12 protein-coding genes and 4 pseudogenes are annotated in these 16,763 nt (G+C 52.5%); 11 read left to right on the top strand and 5 right to left on the bottom strand.

The genetic code is table 11. The annotated features are described in order from the left end of the window. On the top strand, positions 1 to 6,881 hold a 6,881-nt coding region (locus CWS43_RS20695; RefSeq protein ID WP_198555889.1), incomplete at its 5' end, for a hemagglutinin repeat-containing protein. Further along, a complete protein-coding gene (locus CWS43_RS20685; RefSeq protein ID WP_101078964.1) occupies positions 6,882 to 7,265 on the top strand; it encodes a hypothetical protein in 384 nt (127 codons plus the stop codon). Between the two features lie 44 nt (positions 7,266 to 7,309). On the opposite strand, the gene CWS43_RS20680 is transcribed toward CWS43_RS20685, so the two are convergent. Together CWS43_RS20680 and CWS43_RS20675 are read right to left on the bottom strand one after the other, a co-directional pair. After that, on the bottom strand, positions 7,310 to 7,525 hold the full coding sequence (locus CWS43_RS20680; RefSeq protein WP_232777117.1) for a SymE family type I addiction module toxin: 216 nt from the start codon (positions 7,523 to 7,525) through the stop codon (positions 7,310 to 7,312). A gap of 61 nt (positions 7,526 to 7,586) precedes the next feature. Continuing rightward, positions 7,587 to 7,733 (bottom strand): annotated as a pseudogene (locus tag CWS43_RS20675) (integrase core domain-containing protein); the annotation flags it as partial. Between the two features lie 70 nt (positions 7,734 to 7,803). On the opposite strand from CWS43_RS20675, the pseudogene CWS43_RS20670 reads away from it, so the two are divergent. Next, positions 7,804 to 8,940 (top strand): annotated as a pseudogene (locus CWS43_RS20670) (IS3 family transposase). A 36-nt stretch (positions 8,941 to 8,976) separates the two neighbouring features. On the opposite strand, the pseudogene CWS43_RS27820 reads toward CWS43_RS20670, so the two are convergent. Next, positions 8,977 to 9,859, bottom strand: a pseudogene (locus tag CWS43_RS27820) (transposase); the annotation flags it as partial. 55 nt (positions 9,860 to 9,914) lie between these two features. On the opposite strand from CWS43_RS27820, the gene CWS43_RS20645 reads away from it, so the two are divergent. The 7 genes and pseudogenes from CWS43_RS20645 (at position 9,915) to CWS43_RS20615 (ending at position 13,574) form a co-directional block, all read left to right on the top strand. Then, positions 9,915 to 10,733 (top strand): HNH/endonuclease VII fold putative polymorphic toxin, encoded by an 819-nt coding sequence (locus CWS43_RS20645; protein ID WP_101078959.1) that lies wholly within the window; start codon positions 9,915 to 9,917, stop codon positions 10,731 to 10,733. Beyond that, positions 10,723 to 11,331 (top strand): hypothetical protein, encoded by a 609-nt coding sequence (locus CWS43_RS20640; protein WP_101078958.1) that lies wholly within the window; start codon positions 10,723 to 10,725, stop codon positions 11,329 to 11,331. The genes CWS43_RS20645 and CWS43_RS20640 overlap by 11 nt, the downstream gene beginning before the upstream one ends. A gap of 369 nt (positions 11,332 to 11,700) precedes the next feature. Continuing rightward, a pseudogene (locus CWS43_RS20635) lies at positions 11,701 to 11,874 on the top strand (ShlA/HecA/FhaA protein); the annotation flags it as partial. Further along, entirely contained in the window at positions 11,871 to 12,257 is a 387-nt protein-coding gene (locus CWS43_RS20630; protein ID WP_101078957.1) for a contact-dependent growth inhibition system immunity protein, read from the top strand. The pseudogene CWS43_RS20635 and the gene CWS43_RS20630, both read left to right, overlap by 4 nt. Positions 12,258 to 12,351: 94 nt before the next feature. Then, positions 12,352 to 12,789, top strand: coding sequence for a hypothetical protein (locus tag CWS43_RS20625; protein WP_101078956.1), 438 nt, complete (start codon positions 12,352 to 12,354; stop codon positions 12,787 to 12,789). 249 nt (positions 12,790 to 13,038) lie between these two features. Next, positions 13,039 to 13,353 carry a polymorphic toxin type 17 domain-containing protein gene (locus CWS43_RS27815; protein ID WP_369825907.1) on the top strand — a complete coding sequence of 105 codons (315 nt, stop codon included), beginning with the start codon at positions 13,039 to 13,041 and terminating at the stop codon, positions 13,351 to 13,353. Further along, a complete protein-coding gene (locus CWS43_RS20615) occupies positions 13,350 to 13,574 on the top strand; it encodes an Imm31 family immunity protein (protein WP_064540991.1) in 225 nt (74 codons plus the stop codon). The genes CWS43_RS27815 and CWS43_RS20615 overlap by 4 nt, the downstream gene beginning before the upstream one ends. A gap of 353 nt (positions 13,575 to 13,927) precedes the next feature. On the opposite strand, the gene CWS43_RS20610 is transcribed toward CWS43_RS20615, so the two are convergent. Further along, on the bottom strand, positions 13,928 to 14,455 hold the full coding sequence (locus CWS43_RS20610; RefSeq protein ID WP_101078954.1) for a cysteine hydrolase family protein: 528 nt from the start codon (positions 14,453 to 14,455) through the stop codon (positions 13,928 to 13,930). A gap of 261 nt (positions 14,456 to 14,716) precedes the next feature. After that, positions 14,717 to 15,634, bottom strand: a complete 918-nt coding sequence (locus CWS43_RS20605) for an alpha/beta hydrolase (RefSeq protein WP_101078953.1) — start codon at positions 15,632 to 15,634, stop codon at positions 14,717 to 14,719. A 110-nt stretch (positions 15,635 to 15,744) separates the two neighbouring features. Here CWS43_RS20605 and CWS43_RS20600 point away from each other — a divergent pair, with 110 nt between their 5' ends. Further along, positions 15,745 to 16,647 carry a LysR family transcriptional regulator gene (locus CWS43_RS20600; RefSeq protein ID WP_101078952.1) on the top strand — a complete coding sequence of 301 codons (903 nt, stop codon included), beginning with the start codon at positions 15,745 to 15,747 and terminating at the stop codon, positions 16,645 to 16,647. Positions 16,648 to 16,763 lie beyond the last annotated feature (116 nt).

The following is a 16,763-nucleotide window of genomic DNA, read 5'->3' as shown; positions in this document are numbered from 1 at the left end:
TGCTGACCGCGAACAGCCTGACCAACGGCGGGCAGCTGCAGGGCCAGCAGAGCCTGCAGGCCAGGGTACAAAACGGCATCACCAACCTGAGCGGCGGCACGCTGCGCAGCCAGGGGACGTTAGATTTGGGGGCGCAGACGCTGCTCAACCAGGGGCAGCTGCAGGGCGACGGCGTCAGCCACCTGACCCTGACGGATAACCTGAACAATCAGGGCACGCTGCTGACCGGCGGCCAGTTAACGGTCTCCGCCCCCACGCTGACCAACACCGGCACCCTGCAGGCGCAGGGGCTGACGATGACCGGCGGGACGCTGAACAACGGCGGTACCCTGACCGGGCTGGGCGACAGCGCGGTAAACGTGACGCAGGTGACCAATCAGGGGCAGCTTCAGGGCGACCGTTTGCAACTGACCGGGAACGCCCTGCACAACACCGGCACCGTGCTGGGCAGCCAGACGCTGGGGCTTAACCTGCAGAACGCCGACAATCAGGCGGGCGGCAAACTTTACAGCGCCGGTAACCTGACGCTGGTGACGCCGTCGCTCAATCAGGCCGGCAGCCTGCTGGCACTGGGTGATATGACGCTGCAACTCGGGTCGGGCTTCACCCAGACCGGCACACTGGCGGCAGGGCAGAACCTGAACCTGAGCACGCAGGGCGACCTGAACATTCTCGGCACGCTGCAGGGCAACGGTATTCAGCTCAGCGCCACGGGTAACTTTGCCAACAGCGGCCAGTTGCACGGCGGCAGCGGTACGGTGGGCGTGGACGCGAACAACATCACCCTCAACGGCAGCGGCAGCGTGCAGTCCGGCGGGGATATCCGTCTCGCCAGCCGGGGCGTGCTGAACAACAGCGGCTTTGTCGGCGGGGCGGGCAACGTGGTGATGTCCGCAGCGGGTCAGCTGGCGAACAGCGCGCTGCTGTATGCCGGTAACAACATGCAGCTGCTGGCCGACAGCATCCACAACAACTACGGCGATATTCTGGCGGGCAACAGCCTGTGGCTGCAGCGCGACGCGGCGGGTAACGCCAGCAGTGAAGTGGTCAACACCTCGGGGGATATCGAAACCACCAACGGCGATATCACCATTAACACCGGACACCTGCTGAACCAGCGTGACGGGCTGAGTACGTCAAGTTCGTATCAGGCGGCCGCCAGCAGCCCGGCATCGAGCGGAGCCAGTACGATTAAGGTCAGGCTCGGTGATTTGAATAATGATGATCTGGGCATTTATCAGACGGATCATACATATCGTGACGACTGTGGCGGTGACTCAAACTGTGGGGGTAATAATTACGTCGAATACGATACAACCTGGGATTACCTCGCACCTAACCAACAAGGTTCAGTTCAAAAATACCTTGTAGGCTCAACTATCCTTGCCGCCAGTGCAAATGGAGGGGCGGGGCGTATAGCGGCTAATGGAAATCTGAATGCCTATGCAGGTACGTTAGACAATATCAGCAGCAATATCTTAGCCGGGGGAAATATAGGGTTATCCGGGAGTAACTTAAATAACCAGTCGTACCTTAACAGTGCTCAGAACGAATATATTGCTTATACCTATAGCGGAAAACTAGGTGCGGAACACGCTTCAGATGTTGATGTTAAGAACAAAATTAGCTCAGAACGGAGCGCAACCAATTATAAAGATGGCAGGGGCAACTCGGTAAATTCGACGGTTACCTATACCATATCAAGCGCTCCGGTATACGAAACCGTCAGCACTGGCGAAGGCCTCCGCGCCGTCATTCAGGCGGGCGGTGCGGTTAACGCCAGCTTCAGCAATAACATCAGTAACACCACCACCACGGCGAACGCGGGCGGCTTATCCCATGCCATCAGCGCACCGTCGCTGAACGGCACGTCTGGCCTGCAGGCGGTTAGCGCAACGAAGAGCGCTTCACTGGCGGCCGGTCAGAACCTGACCATCGGCTCAGTGCAGTGGAGCAATTCGGTCACCGATGCCCTGAAGCAAATCGGCAATCAGGGCGCGGCGCTGACCGATTATCCGCTTCCAGCCGGTAATAACGGCCTGTTTGTGGCGAGCACCAACCCGGCCAGCCCGTATCTTATCACCACCAATCCGCAGCTCGGCAGCATTGGCAAAACCGACCCGGCGCTGTTTAACGCGCTCAACGATTATCTTGCCCACCCGACCACCGGCGCGCTGACGCCTGCCGTGCAGACGGGCACGCCGTCTGACCCGCGCATTGAAACCGCGCCGGCCTATACCGACGAAAGCAAATTCATCGGCTCGGCCTACTTTATGAACCGGCTGAACCTGACGCCGGACTACGACTATAAATTCCTCGGCGATGCGGCGTTTGATACCCGCTACGTTGATAACGCGGTGCTGAGCCAGACCGGCCAGCGCTATATCGGCGGCACCGGCTCTGACCTGGCGCAGATGCAGTACCTGATAGACAACGCGGCCGGGCAGCAGGCCGGACTGGGGCTGCAGTTAGGCGTCAGCCTGACGCCGGAGCAGGTCGCGGCGCTGACCAAAAGCATCGTCTGGTGGGAGAAAACCACCGTCGACGGGCAGACCGTGCTCGCCCCCAAACTCTACCTCGCGGCCAATGACACGAATGCCGTCACCGGCAGCGTGATTTCCGGGAACACCGTCAATCTCGACGCGGGTCATATCGTCAACGCCGGCAGCACGCTTCAGGCGCAAACCCAGCTGGCGGCAAAAAGCAGCAGCACGTTGGATAACCTCAGCGCCGGGCTGATGGCCTCCGGCGGCAGCCTGCAGCTGAGCGCGCTGGGGGATATCAATAACATCGGTTCCTCGATTGCCGGACAAACTGTCGCGCTGGCTTCGGTCAGCGGCGACATCAATAACGTCACGCAGGCGCAGCAGTGGACGGCGGCACCGGCCACCGGCAAAGGCAAAACGGCGCAGCTGACCTTCAGTGATACCCGGACCGGGGATGTGGCGGGCATTTCGGCCACCGGCGGGCTTGCGCTGACGGCGGGTAATAATATCAACAACACCGGCGCAAAACTGACCGCCGGGAGCGATTTGCAACTGGTGGCGCTGGGCGATATCAACATCACCGGCAACGCGCTGAGCACCCGTAAATCGACGGCAAACAACAGCGCGCAGACCACCGGCAGCCAGGCGAGTGAAGTCAGCGCGGGCGGCAATCTGTCGGCCAGCGCCGGTAACAACCTGACGGTCGCAGGCAGCGCCGTGACGGCCAAAGGCGACACCACGCTGGCGGCGGTCAATGACATCAGCCTCAACGCGATGGACAAAAGCAGCCATCAGACCAGCGGTAAAAATAAAGCTGACGACAACAACGCCACCCGCACGGTGGTGAGCAGCGGCGGCAACCTGACGCTCAGCGCAGGCCGTGATTTGAACTCGCAGGCGGCGCAGCTGACCGCCGACCTTAACGCCTCGCTCAGCGCCGGTCGCGACGTCAACCTGAACGCGCAGCAAACCAGCACCTACAGCGAAACCCACGGCAATAAAAGCGTGAGTATCCGTGAAAATGTCGGTCAGGAAGGGACGACGGTTTCCAGCGGCGGGAGCACCTCGGTCACCGCCGGGCGGGATATCACCACACAAGCCGCGCAGGTTGAGGCCACCGGCGACCTGGCCCTGAACGCCGGGCGTGACGTGAACATCACCACCGCGCAGGAAAGCCAGTACAGCTACGACGAGAAGACCAAAACCAAGAAACACCTGTTCACTAAAACGACCACGCACACGATAAGTGAGGACTACGCGAGTCACGAAAAAGGCTCACTGCTCAGCGGAGACAATATCTCCGTTAACGCCGGTCACGATGTGAACGTGCAGGGCTCTTCTGTGGCCGGCGATCAGCAGGTCAGCCTCACGGGCGGGAATAACGTTGATATCACTGCCGCCACTGATGAGCAGTCCAGTTACCGGCTGAACGAGACCAAAAAGAGTGGCCTGATGGGTTCCGGCGGGATTGGGTTTACCCTCGGCTCAAGCACCTCCCGTTATAAAATGAATGAAAATGGCACAACCCAGAGCCAGAGTGTCAGCACTGTCGGTTCAACCGGCGGCACTGTCAGCGTGATAGCGGGCGGGCAGGCGCATATTGGCGGTGCCGATCTTATTGCCGGGAAAGATTTGAACATCAGCGGCGACAGCGTGGTGATTGACCCGGGCCATGACAAGCGCACGGTTGATGAAAGTTTTGAGCAAAAAACCAGCGGGCTTACCGTTGCATTATCCGGTGCGGCGGGGAGTGCCATTAATTCCGCCGTCAGCACAGCAATGACGGCGAAAAGCGAAACCGACGGGCGTCTGGCGGCGCTACAGAGTACGAAAGCGGCGTTGTACGGGGTTCAGGCTGGTCAGGCGATGGCACTGAATGCCGCAAAAGGGAAGGACGACTCGGCATCCTTTGGCGTCAGCGCGACATTAGGCTCGCAAAAGTCCTCATCCCGTTCGCACCAGAGTTCGGATGACGTCATCGGCTCAACACTGAATGCGGGGAATAATCTGTCCGTCAGTGCGACGGGCAAGCGCAGCGAAGCGCAAAGCGGTGACGTGGTGATTGCCGGCAGCCAGCTCAAAGCTGGTGGCGATACGACCATCAGTGCCAGCCGGGATATTTTACTGGCCGGCAGCGCGAATACCCAGCAGTCGGACAGTAAGAACAATTCGAATGGTTTTGGTATTGGCGTTGATGTCTCGCTGGGGAAAAACACGGGCTTTGCGATTACGGCCAACGCCAACAAAGCCCAGGGGGCGGATAAGGGCAACGGAACGCAGTGGGCTGAGACCACCCTCGACAGCGGCAAGTCGCTGACGTTGCAAAGCGGGCGAGATACCACCTTACAGGGCGCACAGGTCAGCGCGGAAAATGTGACCGCGCAGGTCGGGCGCGATTTAACCCTCAGCAGCCTGCAGGACGCTGACAAATACGATTCCAGGCAGAGCAGCATTTCGGGGGGGATAAGCATTCCTATTGGTGCGAGCACCAATGCCGGCGGACAGTTCAGCTACAGCCGCGACAAAATCACCAGCAACTATGACTCCGTGCGCGAACAGACCGGGATTTACGCCGGTCAGGGCGGTTATGACATCCACGTAGGTGACCATACGCAGCTGAACGGCGCGGTGATTGCCTCGACGGCGGATGCGGCCAATAACAGCCTCAATACCGGCACGCTGAGCTGGACGGATATTCAGAATAAAGCCGATTACAGCGTCCAGCATCAGGGGATATCGCTCAGCAGCGGCGGCGGGATTGCCGGAGATTTGCTGTCTAATATGGGTAACCTCGCGATGATTGGAGCCGGCGGCAGCGGCCACGAAAGCGGAGTGACGCGGGCGGCGGTGTCTGAGGGAACCCTTGTTATCCGTGACACGGCGAACCAGCAACAGGACGTCGCCAGCCTGAGCCGCGATACGGCGAACGCCAATGGCAGCATCAGCCCGATTTTTGATAAGGAGAAGGAGCAAAACCGGCTGAAACAGGCGCAGCTGATTGGTGAAATTGGCGGACAGGTCAGCGATATCATCCGGACACAGGGGGCGATTGCCGGAGAGAAAGCCAGCCGTAACCTGCAGTCCCGGGCCGAGGCGAAAACACAGCTGCAGGCGGAAGGGAAAGCCAACATCACAGAGCAGGATGTGACTGACCGGGCTTATAACAATGCGATGAAGGAGTATGGCACCGGCAGCGATATGCAAAGAGCGGCGCAGGCGGTGACGGCGGTGCTGCAGGGGCTGGCGGGTGGTGATATAGGCAAAGCGCTGGCTGGCGGGCTTTCACCGTACATGGCGGGCGTTATCCATGATATGACCACCACCACGGTGCAGACGGCAGGCGGCCCGAAAGAGGAAGTGAATACACCGGCCAACCTGATGGCACATGCGGTGCTGGGGGCGATTACCGCACAAGTCAACGGCAACAGCGCGCTGGCGGGGGCTTCGGGCGCGGTGATGGGTGAATATATCGGGCAGCAGCTTTATCCGGGGATTGCGCGCAAAGATTTAACGGAAGCGCAGAGGCAGTCCATATCGACACTGGCCACGCTGGCGTCCGGGTTTGCGGGCGGGCTCACCGGTGACAGCGGCGCTAATGCGCTGGCCGGGGCGCAGGCCGGGAAAAATGCCGTTGAGAATAATCTTCTGGGCGGCACGGAAAGCGGTCAGGAGAAATTTGTGCAAGAGCATGGCAAAAACATCATGTCGTGCAGCACCGATCCCGGCTCAGCATCCTGTCAGAAAGGACTGGCGATGCAGGATGCGCTGATGGTGGCAATCCCCGCCGGACTCGGCGGTGGTGCGCTGGCCGCTGCCTCACCAGAACTTGCGGCAGCGGCAAAGGCAGCGATACAGGCTTGTTCAGGAAATGTCGTGTTATGCCTGAATAATGTCGGTATCCAGATGTCGGAAGCGTTGGTGCCGGGGGGCGTTGGTGCCGGGGGCGCGGTTGGTATCGGCAAGACGGCAGCAGAAGCAACGGCGGCGAAGGCTGAAGCCGTAGCGGCAAATGCTGCGAAAAATAGCCAGTTGCCGACAGGAACGGTATTCGACTCTATTAAAGGTACTCAACCTGTATATCCAGGCTCAGTCATACCTAAATCATTTGAGATGACGTTGCCGAATGGGCAAAAGGTTTGGGTACATGGGAATGCTACTGAGCATATGGCAGAATATGCTGCATCTAAAGCCGTCACTCACACACCTGAAGCTGTGAGACTAGCTAGTCAACAAGAGCTAAGAAGCTTCCAGGCAGCTGTAGACACGGCAACAAAAAATAATATGCCCTACGGTGAAAGGATTACTGCCGATGGCTGGCAGCTAGAAATTAAACCTCCTCGTGCAGCGGGTGAGTTGCCAACAATTATCCATGCTCGTTACTTAGGATCACATTAAATGGATATAGAAATTACAAGCCCGGCCAATATTACATTGGACGTAATTGAAATCGATGAACATGTTCCATCGTTGAAGTTTAACGTGATGATTAAGATAAATAAATTTAACTTTAGTGTAGATGCTTGTTCGCATGCCTGGATAGAGTGTCAACATATCGATGAGTTTATTGAGAACATGCGAAATAGTGAGTTGGCTCTTCTTAAAGATATGAATGGCTGTTTTGAATTATTATTGAATCCTTCTTTAGGATGGCTCGAATGGTCTTGTGCTAAAGAGGATTTAGATGGATATATTACCTTATGCAAAGGTCGAGAAAAGCTAACTGAAGAAGCAAAGTCTGCAATATATACGGCCTTTATTAACTATCCTAAATGGTGGTAGTCATCCAAAAAAATCCCGGCCATCGAGCCGGGATTTTTGCATTATCACTCAGTCGCCAGCCGGATGATCATCTGCTCCGGCGTGGTGATCACCTCGATCTTCTGTCCGGTCGTAAAGCCCAGCTCAGCCATCCAGTGGCCGCGCAGGGTGATCGACGGTGAAGGCCGATGCTTCAGGTGGTCGCGGACATATCCCACGGTATAACGTCTTGATTTAGTTGTGGACGTGTCGGCCTCTGACTTATGATGCGTGCCAGCCATAATCAACTCCTTGTGACCCTGACCCCGAATATGATCCAGTCATAATCAGGAATAACCGGCTTCAGGTTGGTTGCTTATTCTGGCAACCTACAGATTTTTCGGCAAATTCAGATGGGGTCATCCAGCCCAGCGCAGAATGGGGACGACTCTGGCTATAGTGTATGCGCCAGGCTTCGATTTTGCACCGGGCATCCTCCATCGACATAAACCCGTTTGATCTTACCCGCGAATAGTGGACACGCAGCTAAGTGAGTAAACTCTCAAGTAAGAGGTGACTCATGACAAAACCAGTATTAGCCAATAAAAAACCCCGTAAGCAACACACACCTGAATTTCGTCAGGAAGCCCTGAAGCTCGCTGAACGCATTGGCGTTGCCGCTGCAGCTCGCGAACTCAGTCTGTATGAGTCGCAACTTTATGCCTGGCGCAGCAAACTGAAAAATGCACATTCCTCTTCCGAACGTGAGCAGGAAATGGCTGTTGAAATTGCCCGTTTCAAGCGACAACTGGCGGAGCAGGCAGAGGAACTGGCTATTATCCAAAAGGCCGCGACATACTTCGCGAAGCGCCTGAAATGAAGTATGTCTTTATCGAAAAACATCGGGCTGAGTTCAGCATCAAAGCGATGTGCCGTGTGCTTCGGGTTGCCCGCAGCGGCTGGTATGTCTGGTGCCTGCGTCGCCATATAATAAGCCCACGCCAGCAGTTCCGTCTCCGTCGGTAAGGCATCTACTGAGGCAAAACAGCGTTATGGTGCGCCTCGTCTGGCTGACGAACTGCCGGAGTACAACATCAAAACCATTGCTGCCAGTCTGCGTCGTCAGGGACTGCGGGCAAAAGCAACCCGGAATTTCAGTCCGGTCAGCTATCGTGAACATGGTCTGCCAGTATCGGAGAATCTGTTGAATCAGGACTTTAGCGCCGGTGGCCCGAACCAGAAGTGGGCGGGCGACATCACGTATCTGCGCACAGACGAAGGCTGGTTGTACCTGGCGGTGGTGATCGATCTGTGGTCGCGAGCCGTCATTGGCTGGTCGATGTCGTCGCGTATGACGGCACAACTTGCCTGCGATGCACTGCAAATGGCGCTCTGGCGGCGTAAACATCCGGAAAATGTCATTGTTCACACTGATCGTGGGGGCCAGTACTGTTCATCGGATTATCAGGCCTCACTGAAACGACATAATCTTCAAGGAAGTATGAGTGCAAAAGGCTGCTGTTATGGCAATGCCTGCGTGGAAAGTTTCTTTCATTCGCTGAAGGTGGAATGTATCCACGGAGAACGCTTTGCCAGTCGGGAAATAATGCGTGCGACGGTATTTAATTATATCGAGTGTGACTACAATCGCTGGCGTCGCCACAGTGCGTGCGGCGGTCTCAGTCCAGAACAATTTGAAAACCAGAACCTCGCTTAGAGTTGTGTCCACATTACGTGGGCAAGATCAGTTCTCGTTCAGGCATTCCTGCCGCAGCCTGCCGTTGAATGATTCCACCGTGGCGTTATCCGTGGGCGTACCCGGTCGCGAGAAGTCAATCCGGATATCACGTTCGTACACCCATTTATCCAACATTTTTCCAGCAAATTAAGAACCATTATCAGTTTTCAGGAGCTGTAGCAGCGGTCGCCTCAGCGCAATGTTATTCAGCATCTCAGCCACTTCTGAAGACCGCAGGTTCTGGCCCACGCAGATCCCCAGACATTCGCGCATGTAGATATTGATTATCGTCAGCAGGCGCAGCCGCCGACCGTCAAACAACGCATCGGAGACAAAATCCATACCCCGTAAGTGGTTGGGATACAGCCCCTGCTAACGGTAGAGCCGGTAGATGCGCTTGTGGTTATCACGCCAGCCTTCACGTTTCAGCATGACGTGTACCCTGCGGTAGCCGTAGTGGACCCGGGTTTCGGTTATCTCCCTGATGCGCAGTCGCAGCGCACTGTCGTCTGCCGCAACGGAGCGGTAGCGGAACGAACTGCGGCTGACCTGCAGCGCAAAGCAGACTTGTCTCTCACTGCACCATAGCGGGTCTGTAAATCCCTGACCCACTCGCGCAGGCGTGCCAGCGTCAGCTCTTTTTTGCCAGCACATCCTGAAGCATGGCCTTGTCGATGCTCAGATCGGCAACCAGCTTCTTCAGGCGAAGGTTTTCTTCCTCGAGCTGCCGCATATGTTTCAGTTCTGAAGGAGAAATCCCGCCGTACTTTTTGCGCCAGGTGTAGAACGTGGCATCGGAGATGCCCAGCTTGCGGCAGACTTCCGGTACGGGCGTACCCAGCTCAGCCTGCTTCAGGGCAAAGACTATCTGCTCTTCGGTGAATCGTGACTTTTTCATCGGCACAACCTCCGCTCGTGAGGGAGTGAATATCATGCCGGAATTCTGTTTCTGAATGGAGCAGGATTTCGGGGTAGGGTCAAATACGCTGAATGCCATTGTTCAGGGCGGGAGGCTAGCCGTGCAAGGTTGCGCTGAAGTTGCAGCGTGCCGCAACGCCCTTATTGAAAAAGGTCTTGGTGCTTTGCTGGGTGTGGGAGCAGCAAAAACCGCATTAGATAACCTCTCTTCAACAGAACAGAATTATGTTTTTAGTGTAGCGTTGTCAGGTAAAGCCGATCTGATCGAGAAACTGACGCCAGAGCAACGCGCTGCCTATGATTATATGATAGGGCAGGATCAGAAAGGTTTAATTACCATCTTCCCGCAGCCAGACAGAGATCTTACTGGCGGTAAGTTGGTAAATCCGGCGCAGGATGAGAGTAAAGGAACATCGTTGGTTACGCCGGATCAGAGTGGTGGGCAGGGCGTAAGTAATACCGGCAATACGGATGGGCCAATTAGCACTGGGGGGAGTTCCACTACAACGCCAGTTGCTGAGCAGAATCCTGATGATTTGGCTTATCTGGCCAAAGGGGATAAACCTGCAAACTTATCACCTGAAGGCTCTAAGAGGGCTGGGGCATTTAATGAGGCGAAACGTCAATCGAATGTGCCTGTTAGCCAAAGTCCTAGTAAGGTATATCAAAATGTAGACAAGCGTGGTAATCCACAGTCAGGGTATATCTATGAATTTGACGTTCCCAAATCGGGTGGCGGAACTCAGAAAGTATATATAAGAGATGATGCAGATGGTCATTTCTTTGGTGAGGGGGATTCTCAGAACCGAGGTCCACATTTTAATGATCAGAAAGATAACCACTATGACTACTAAGCTTATTGTAAGACATACTAGGGACATCTCTTGCTCAAATGAGATTGCTGACTTTGGCACAAGATATGCTATTGATTGTGAGAATATTTCAGCAGTGAGCTGGGAAGTGCCTGGCTCTTCAAGGCGTGAGTTAGGTGAGTTTCTATTGAAAAAAATAATAAGGGAAATAAGTCCTAACTGCCTGAATATTCATGTCATGGTTGAATTGTCAGCAGAACAACCTAATAATGCGATAGTTAAGTATAAAAAAACATGGGGGCTTATTAAGGATTGTGGGGTAAAGGTCGATAATATCGATGATAAATTTAATTTTGAAAGGAAAGGAAAGTCTGGACTTATCCTATCTGGTATAGGTAGTTTTAAGCCCTCTCAGGAGGATGTTATATCTGGTTTGATTAATAAAGTGGAGAAGGTTTATTTTTCAATCGGGAACGATATTGGTGGATGTTACTCTTCTAGTGTTCCAATTGATTGGATGAGATGTGTTTGGGATAATGGTGGTATTGTTTTTATCCTATTAGGATATTTTGATGAGCCTGCTTGTGAGGTTGTTGCAATGGGCCATGCTACAACTCTTACTTCTGCTAGAATTCTATAGTGGTAATGCTCTAATCATTCCGGACACTTTGTTAGAGATATAATGAACAACACTAACGACGTGAGAATACGAAAAAAACGTTTACCCATGAGTTCAAACAGGAATGCATCAATCTTGTTCTTCACCATTAATACTCGGTGACCCAGGCTACTGAACCAATGAATACTGGTCTTTCAACATTGCAGCGGTGGTTATGTCAGTATCGTGGAGAAGCCAGGGGGATACCCCGACCGCCAGCGCCATAACACCTGAACAGCGGCGAATACAGGAATTGGAAAAGCAGGTACATCAGTTGCAAAGCGACAATGACCTATTATCACAGAGACGGATATGACTGACCGGGCTTATAGCAATGCGATGAAGGAGTATGAGAGTGGAGGGTATTCGGATCACATGCAAGAAATGCAAAATACTCTCAGGGGGTCGAGAAATCATGCGGATACGTTGAAAAATGTAAATAATCGTGAAGCACAGGCTGCAGATGGCAGAGCAACCGATGCCATTAATAAAATAGAATCAACTTTAAAAGTACATGGGATATGATTACCTTCCGTAAGTTAATAGGAAATATAAACGTAACTAAGGAACTAAGTCAGCAATCTTCGCTTGAGCAATGGTTCGAACATGTTCTTGATATACCGATTGAAGAGTTGACAGTGGAAGATCTTTGTCGTGCTATCCGGCAGGGGTTATGCATAGATCAACTGATGCCAAGAGTATTGGAAGTACTTGCTGATGATCCATTGGCTGGAGAATATTATGATGGGGAGTTGATAGCCGCTTTGTCAACAATAACAGAAAAGAATCTGAAAGGTCAGAGAAATAATTTTATTAAAATACAGAGATACATAAACCAGCTAGCACCCTCAGATATTAGCGTTGATTTAAGATGCGATATTTTAAAAATCAACAAAATACTTGCATAATAATTCCCGTCCCTCGGGATGGAGACTAAATTCAATAGTTACAGAGTTCTTTAACAGCGGCGGGAAAACGAGAATACAACTGCAGGCAGAAGAAATGAAATGTAATCAATTGATGAAAAAGGAAATGAAACGTGCCGATTGGAGGAAGCTATCTCTTCCTGATGATTTGCAGGCATGGATTAATGGTGGTTTTGTAGAAGATGACGACTGTGTTTTCTTGCGATCTTTATACAAGAATTATCAAGAGTTAAGTAATTTCCCTGACAGGACAGGGGTTGAATGTTTTGTAAACTCCTTCCACATTGACGATTACGTATCTGAGCGGTATCTGGATTACTCATTTTTATTTTGCGAGCAAATATTAGCTTGCTGGAAAAATTACAATCAGGCTCAGAAATTAAATGTGATTATTTCTCATGATGAATTTGGTGCAGTAGTTAAGTTCCATGTGAAGCGTCAGGGCGAAAATTGGTTAAGTAGTAATCTTGAAGGATATGAGGAAGCAGTTTTGGAAACAAGTGAACCTATTTAAAGTTAAAACGCTCCCAGCGCGTGGGCTGGAAGCGTTGGTTTTAGCGGTCAGACTCTCCGTGCCCGCCATTGTTCCTGATCAGCGACAGTTACCTGAAAGAGCCTCAGTTCCCGGACAGGAAATGTTTTGTCATTACTGTCATGCCGACGGTATGACAAAACCCCCCGGATAATCAGTCCGACAAAACGTCCTCATCTCCAGACTAGTGATCTCCTCCCAATATCACCTCTGTTCAGGTGGCCAAATTCAGTGTGCCACTACAGTGCAGCACAACCGTGGTCGACCAAAGGTCGTATAAAGTATGTTGAGCTTCCAACGAGTGGAAAAATCCGTTATGTACCGCCGGAGGATTATTCGGCGTCACAACCGTTACCAAGAGGGCCAAATAATGGGTATTTCGATAGGTTTGGTAATGAATGGGTGAAAGGTCCATCCCCCACAGCTGGTCAGGCATTTGAATGGGATGTCCAGTTATCTCGGACAGGCAAGGCGCAGTTAGGCTGGGCAACTCGTGATGGTTCCCACCTAAATATCTCGCTTGATGGGAAAATTACACATAAATGATGAATATGAAAATTGATTTCTACCAAGAGGTTCAGGTTGTTCCTGATGCGAAAAACAGCAAATACGTTGGCCGTAAAGGTGTTGTTTTGGGGATCAGTGAAGAGGATGGAGTTATCTATGGGTACGCAGTGATCCTTCATGATAAAGAAAATACAGTTTATTTTGAAAAAGACGATCTTGTACCTACTGGCGTCGTTTTTAAAAGAGAAGATTTCTACTAATACAACTCACATTAATCCCGCCCTTACCCGGCGGGATTTTTTTACGTCTTATGTCGGCGACCAAACGCAACTGAACGGTGCGGTGATTGCCTCGGCGGCGGGTGCGGCGAACGCCAATGGCAGTGTCAGTATCCCGCTTAACCGAGCCATTCACTTTTAGAGATCTTCCGACATACTGATTATGTCCCTGAGAAGATCGCTATGCGTAAAGCCCGATTTACCGAGCACCAGTGTAGAGGAGTTCCGGCGGTTCTTTATCTTTGTGTTAGCGGTTTACCTCTGGGGTTAGCCCGGTAACATTTAAGTTCAACCCCGCATGATAAGCGGGATTTTATAAATGTTATCGATGGGTATCAGAACTCACATTCACCAGCCGACATAAGCTTAACGAACGGGCCGTTTAATGTCCGGTTGTGATGAGCGATGATGACATCTGCTGATAGCACCGGGCTGTCCACCGTTGTGTGCGCATCGGAAACCAATACCGGATGGAATCCGAGCTCAGCGGCGGCTCTGCATGTGGTATCTATGCAGAATTCTGTTTTCATTCCGGTAATAAACAACTGATCGATATGTGCAGATTGCAACCACGCGCCTAATTCTGTTCCTGTGAAACAATTTGGCCGTGTTTTATCAAAAACATTATCTGCAGATGCATCGATATTTAATTCCGGAATTAACTGAGTCAGCGGACTGCCGGGTTCGATCGGTGAACCGGATGGCCCTGTGTGGCGAACGGCGAAGACGGGCGCTCCGGCAAGACGGGCTTTATCAATCAGCAGATTTATATTTGCCAGGACCTGCGCTGCAGCATAGGGCTTATCCGGGCCATGAAATAAACCAATCTGCATATCAACGACAAGTAGTGCGCATTTTGACATGGTGTTCTCCTTGGTTTTGCCAGTAAGCCAGGAGAAATGTCAGCACCCGGCCATTACTGGCGGGTTGGGGGATTGGCTTTTAACGCACAGCATCCTCACAACCCGCAGTGCAGGTTGTGGTCAGGGATGTCTGGGCGGTGCATCTAAAAAGTATCATCACCAGACAGTATAAAAATGCGGGTGATGAGTCAACAGGTAAAGCCTGCACCTGTAAGTGTCTGACTTGCTGACTGAAAATTCCGCAACGGTAGTCACCGCGAATTATGACCAATTTGTGTTCAGAAACGCAGCAGCTTCATCAAGTGCAAAGCGCGCAGCGGGCAACTCTGCCACCGAACTCTGGAAAACATGGTGCAAGCCTTCAAAAATATCCAGATTAACCTGTCCTCCTTTCTCTGCAGCAGCCTGCGCATAGCGTCGTGCATCATCCAGAAGTAACTCATCTCTGCCCACCTGAATGGCGACAGGTGGCAGCCACTCAGGTATCTGATATAGGGGCGAGGCTCTCCCGTCCTGCGGGTTTGCACCAGAAAGATAAGTCGTTGCGGCATCTTCGAGTACGTGGGGGTGAAATATAGGGTCGTGCGTTTCGGGTGAATGGAAAGAATGACCACTAAACGCCAGGTCCAGCCAGGGTGAAAATACCGCAACGGAAGCAACGGCAGGGTATTTCGTTTCGTGATTTAAAATCGCCAGCGCCAATGCGCCACCCGCTGAATCACCGACGAGCGCGATTTGCGCTATGCCCTGAGCGGCTAACCATTGCCGGGCGCGCGAACAGGCATCATATGCGGCGGGGAAAGGGTGCTCGGGTGCAAGCGGGTAATCCAGCACAAAAGCGGCAATCCCTGTACGGGCAGCAACCTGGCTTGCGAAACCACGATAAGCCTCTGCGGAACCCAGCATGTAACATCCACCGTGTAGAAAAAGAATCGCTTTATCGGAAGGAGCGCCCGTGGGGCGAACCCACCAGCCACGGATGCCGTCCTGGTCGACTTCCTGTAAATCGATTCCGGCTGAAATTGGGGTTTTCGCCAGCATCGCATCATAAACCTCTCTGCGTGAGCCCTCAAAGGAAGCAAAGTGCTGACCAATACCGGCCAGAACGGTTTGTTCAATAGCCGATCCCTCGGCGGAAAGTGGATGCTCCCTGACGAGCAGATGACCGGTGGTTGCCATAATTTGTCCTTTGTCTTTGCGGATAAAATGTCTGAGGAAAGAGTGTATGTTATATGCAGTATTAGGATAAATTTGGGTTTTATTTTGATATTAACAACAGGTTGTTTCTAATGGATCGACTGACAAGCATGAGTGTATTTGTGAAGGCCGTGGAGCTGGGGTCTTTCTCGGCGGCGGCAGATGCGTTGTCGATGTCGCCACAACTGGTGGGTAAAAATGTATCTGCACTGGAACACTATCTTGGGGTTCGTCTGATAAATCGTACTACGCGGCAGCACGGGCTGACTGAAGCAGGGCGGCACTTTTATGAGCGCGCGAAGATAATCCTGGCTGAGGTTGAAGCAGCGGAATCATTTGCTCAGGAAGTCCATTCAAAGCCACGCGGGCATCTGAGAATAAATGCACCGGTGACATTTGGTATCAATGCTCTTGCACCCCAGTTGCATCTTTATCTGCAGCAAAACCCTGATGTTTCTGTAGAACTTACGCTGACGAACCGGCTGGTTGATCTTATTGACGAAGGATACGATGCTATTTTCCGCGTCGGAAAACTGGCCGATAGCGGTCTGATGGCCAGGGACCTGATGCCATACCGTTTTATTGCCGCGGCCTCACCGGCTTACCTGGCGAAAGCTCCGGCTCTCAGCACTCCGGAAGATCTGGTTAACCATGAGTGTCTGATTTTCTCCCACACCTCTTTACGAGCGCATTGGTTTTTTGAAGGGCCCGAAGGTGTGATAAGTGTCCCTGTGGCGGGAAGACTCCTGATGGACAGCGGCGATGCAATGATAATTTCAGCCGTGGCTGGCTTCGGCATTATCATGCAACCTTCAGAGCTGGTAGAAAAATACATTGAATCAGGGGAGTTGATCAGCATTTTACCTGACTATGTGATACCCACCCGTCCGCTGCATATTCTTTATGCTCCTGATCGCAGGGTGACGCCGAAATTACGCAGTTTTCTTGATTTTATCATGAAGAAATTCGGTCCCGAACCGGCACGCCAATGTTAGAAGACGCAGGAAGGTAGTTCCTCAAAACGATGAGTAAGCCATTGATCCAATTGAAAGGGGATGTGCACTCAAAAAGAAGGAAAACAGCCGGTAAAAGTGGCTTAACCGGCTGTTTT

The sequence above is a fragment of the Rahnella sp. AA genome (assembly GCF_002834385.1).
Taxonomy (GTDB): Bacteria; Pseudomonadota; Gammaproteobacteria; order Enterobacterales; family Enterobacteriaceae; genus Rahnella.
This window is presented reverse-complemented; position numbering and strand designations above follow the sequence as displayed.

Excerpts from the sequence above, each read along its gene's own strand:
- CWS43_RS20685 (WP_101078964.1), top strand. The coding sequence starts at position 6,882 with ATGGATATAGAAATTACAAGCCCGGCCAATATTACATTGGACGTAATT.
- CWS43_RS20680 (WP_232777117.1), bottom strand. The coding sequence starts at position 7,525 with ATGGCTGGCACGCATCATAAGTCAGAGGCCGACACGTCCACAACTAAA.
- CWS43_RS20645 (WP_101078959.1), top strand. The coding sequence starts at position 9,915 with ATGGAGCAGGATTTCGGGGTAGGGTCAAATACGCTGAATGCCATTGTT.
- CWS43_RS20640 (WP_101078958.1), top strand. The coding sequence starts at position 10,723 with ATGACTACTAAGCTTATTGTAAGACATACTAGGGACATCTCTTGCTCA.
- CWS43_RS20630 (WP_101078957.1), top strand. The coding sequence starts at position 11,871 with ATGATTACCTTCCGTAAGTTAATAGGAAATATAAACGTAACTAAGGAA.
- CWS43_RS20625 (WP_101078956.1), top strand. The coding sequence starts at position 12,352 with ATGAAATGTAATCAATTGATGAAAAAGGAAATGAAACGTGCCGATTGG.
- CWS43_RS20615 (WP_064540991.1), top strand. The coding sequence starts at position 13,350 with ATGATGAATATGAAAATTGATTTCTACCAAGAGGTTCAGGTTGTTCCT.
- CWS43_RS20610 (WP_101078954.1), bottom strand. The coding sequence starts at position 14,455 with ATGTCAAAATGCGCACTACTTGTCGTTGATATGCAGATTGGTTTATTT.
- CWS43_RS20605 (WP_101078953.1), bottom strand. The coding sequence starts at position 15,634 with ATGGCAACCACCGGTCATCTGCTCGTCAGGGAGCATCCACTTTCCGCC.
- CWS43_RS20600 (WP_101078952.1), top strand. The coding sequence starts at position 15,745 with ATGGATCGACTGACAAGCATGAGTGTATTTGTGAAGGCCGTGGAGCTG.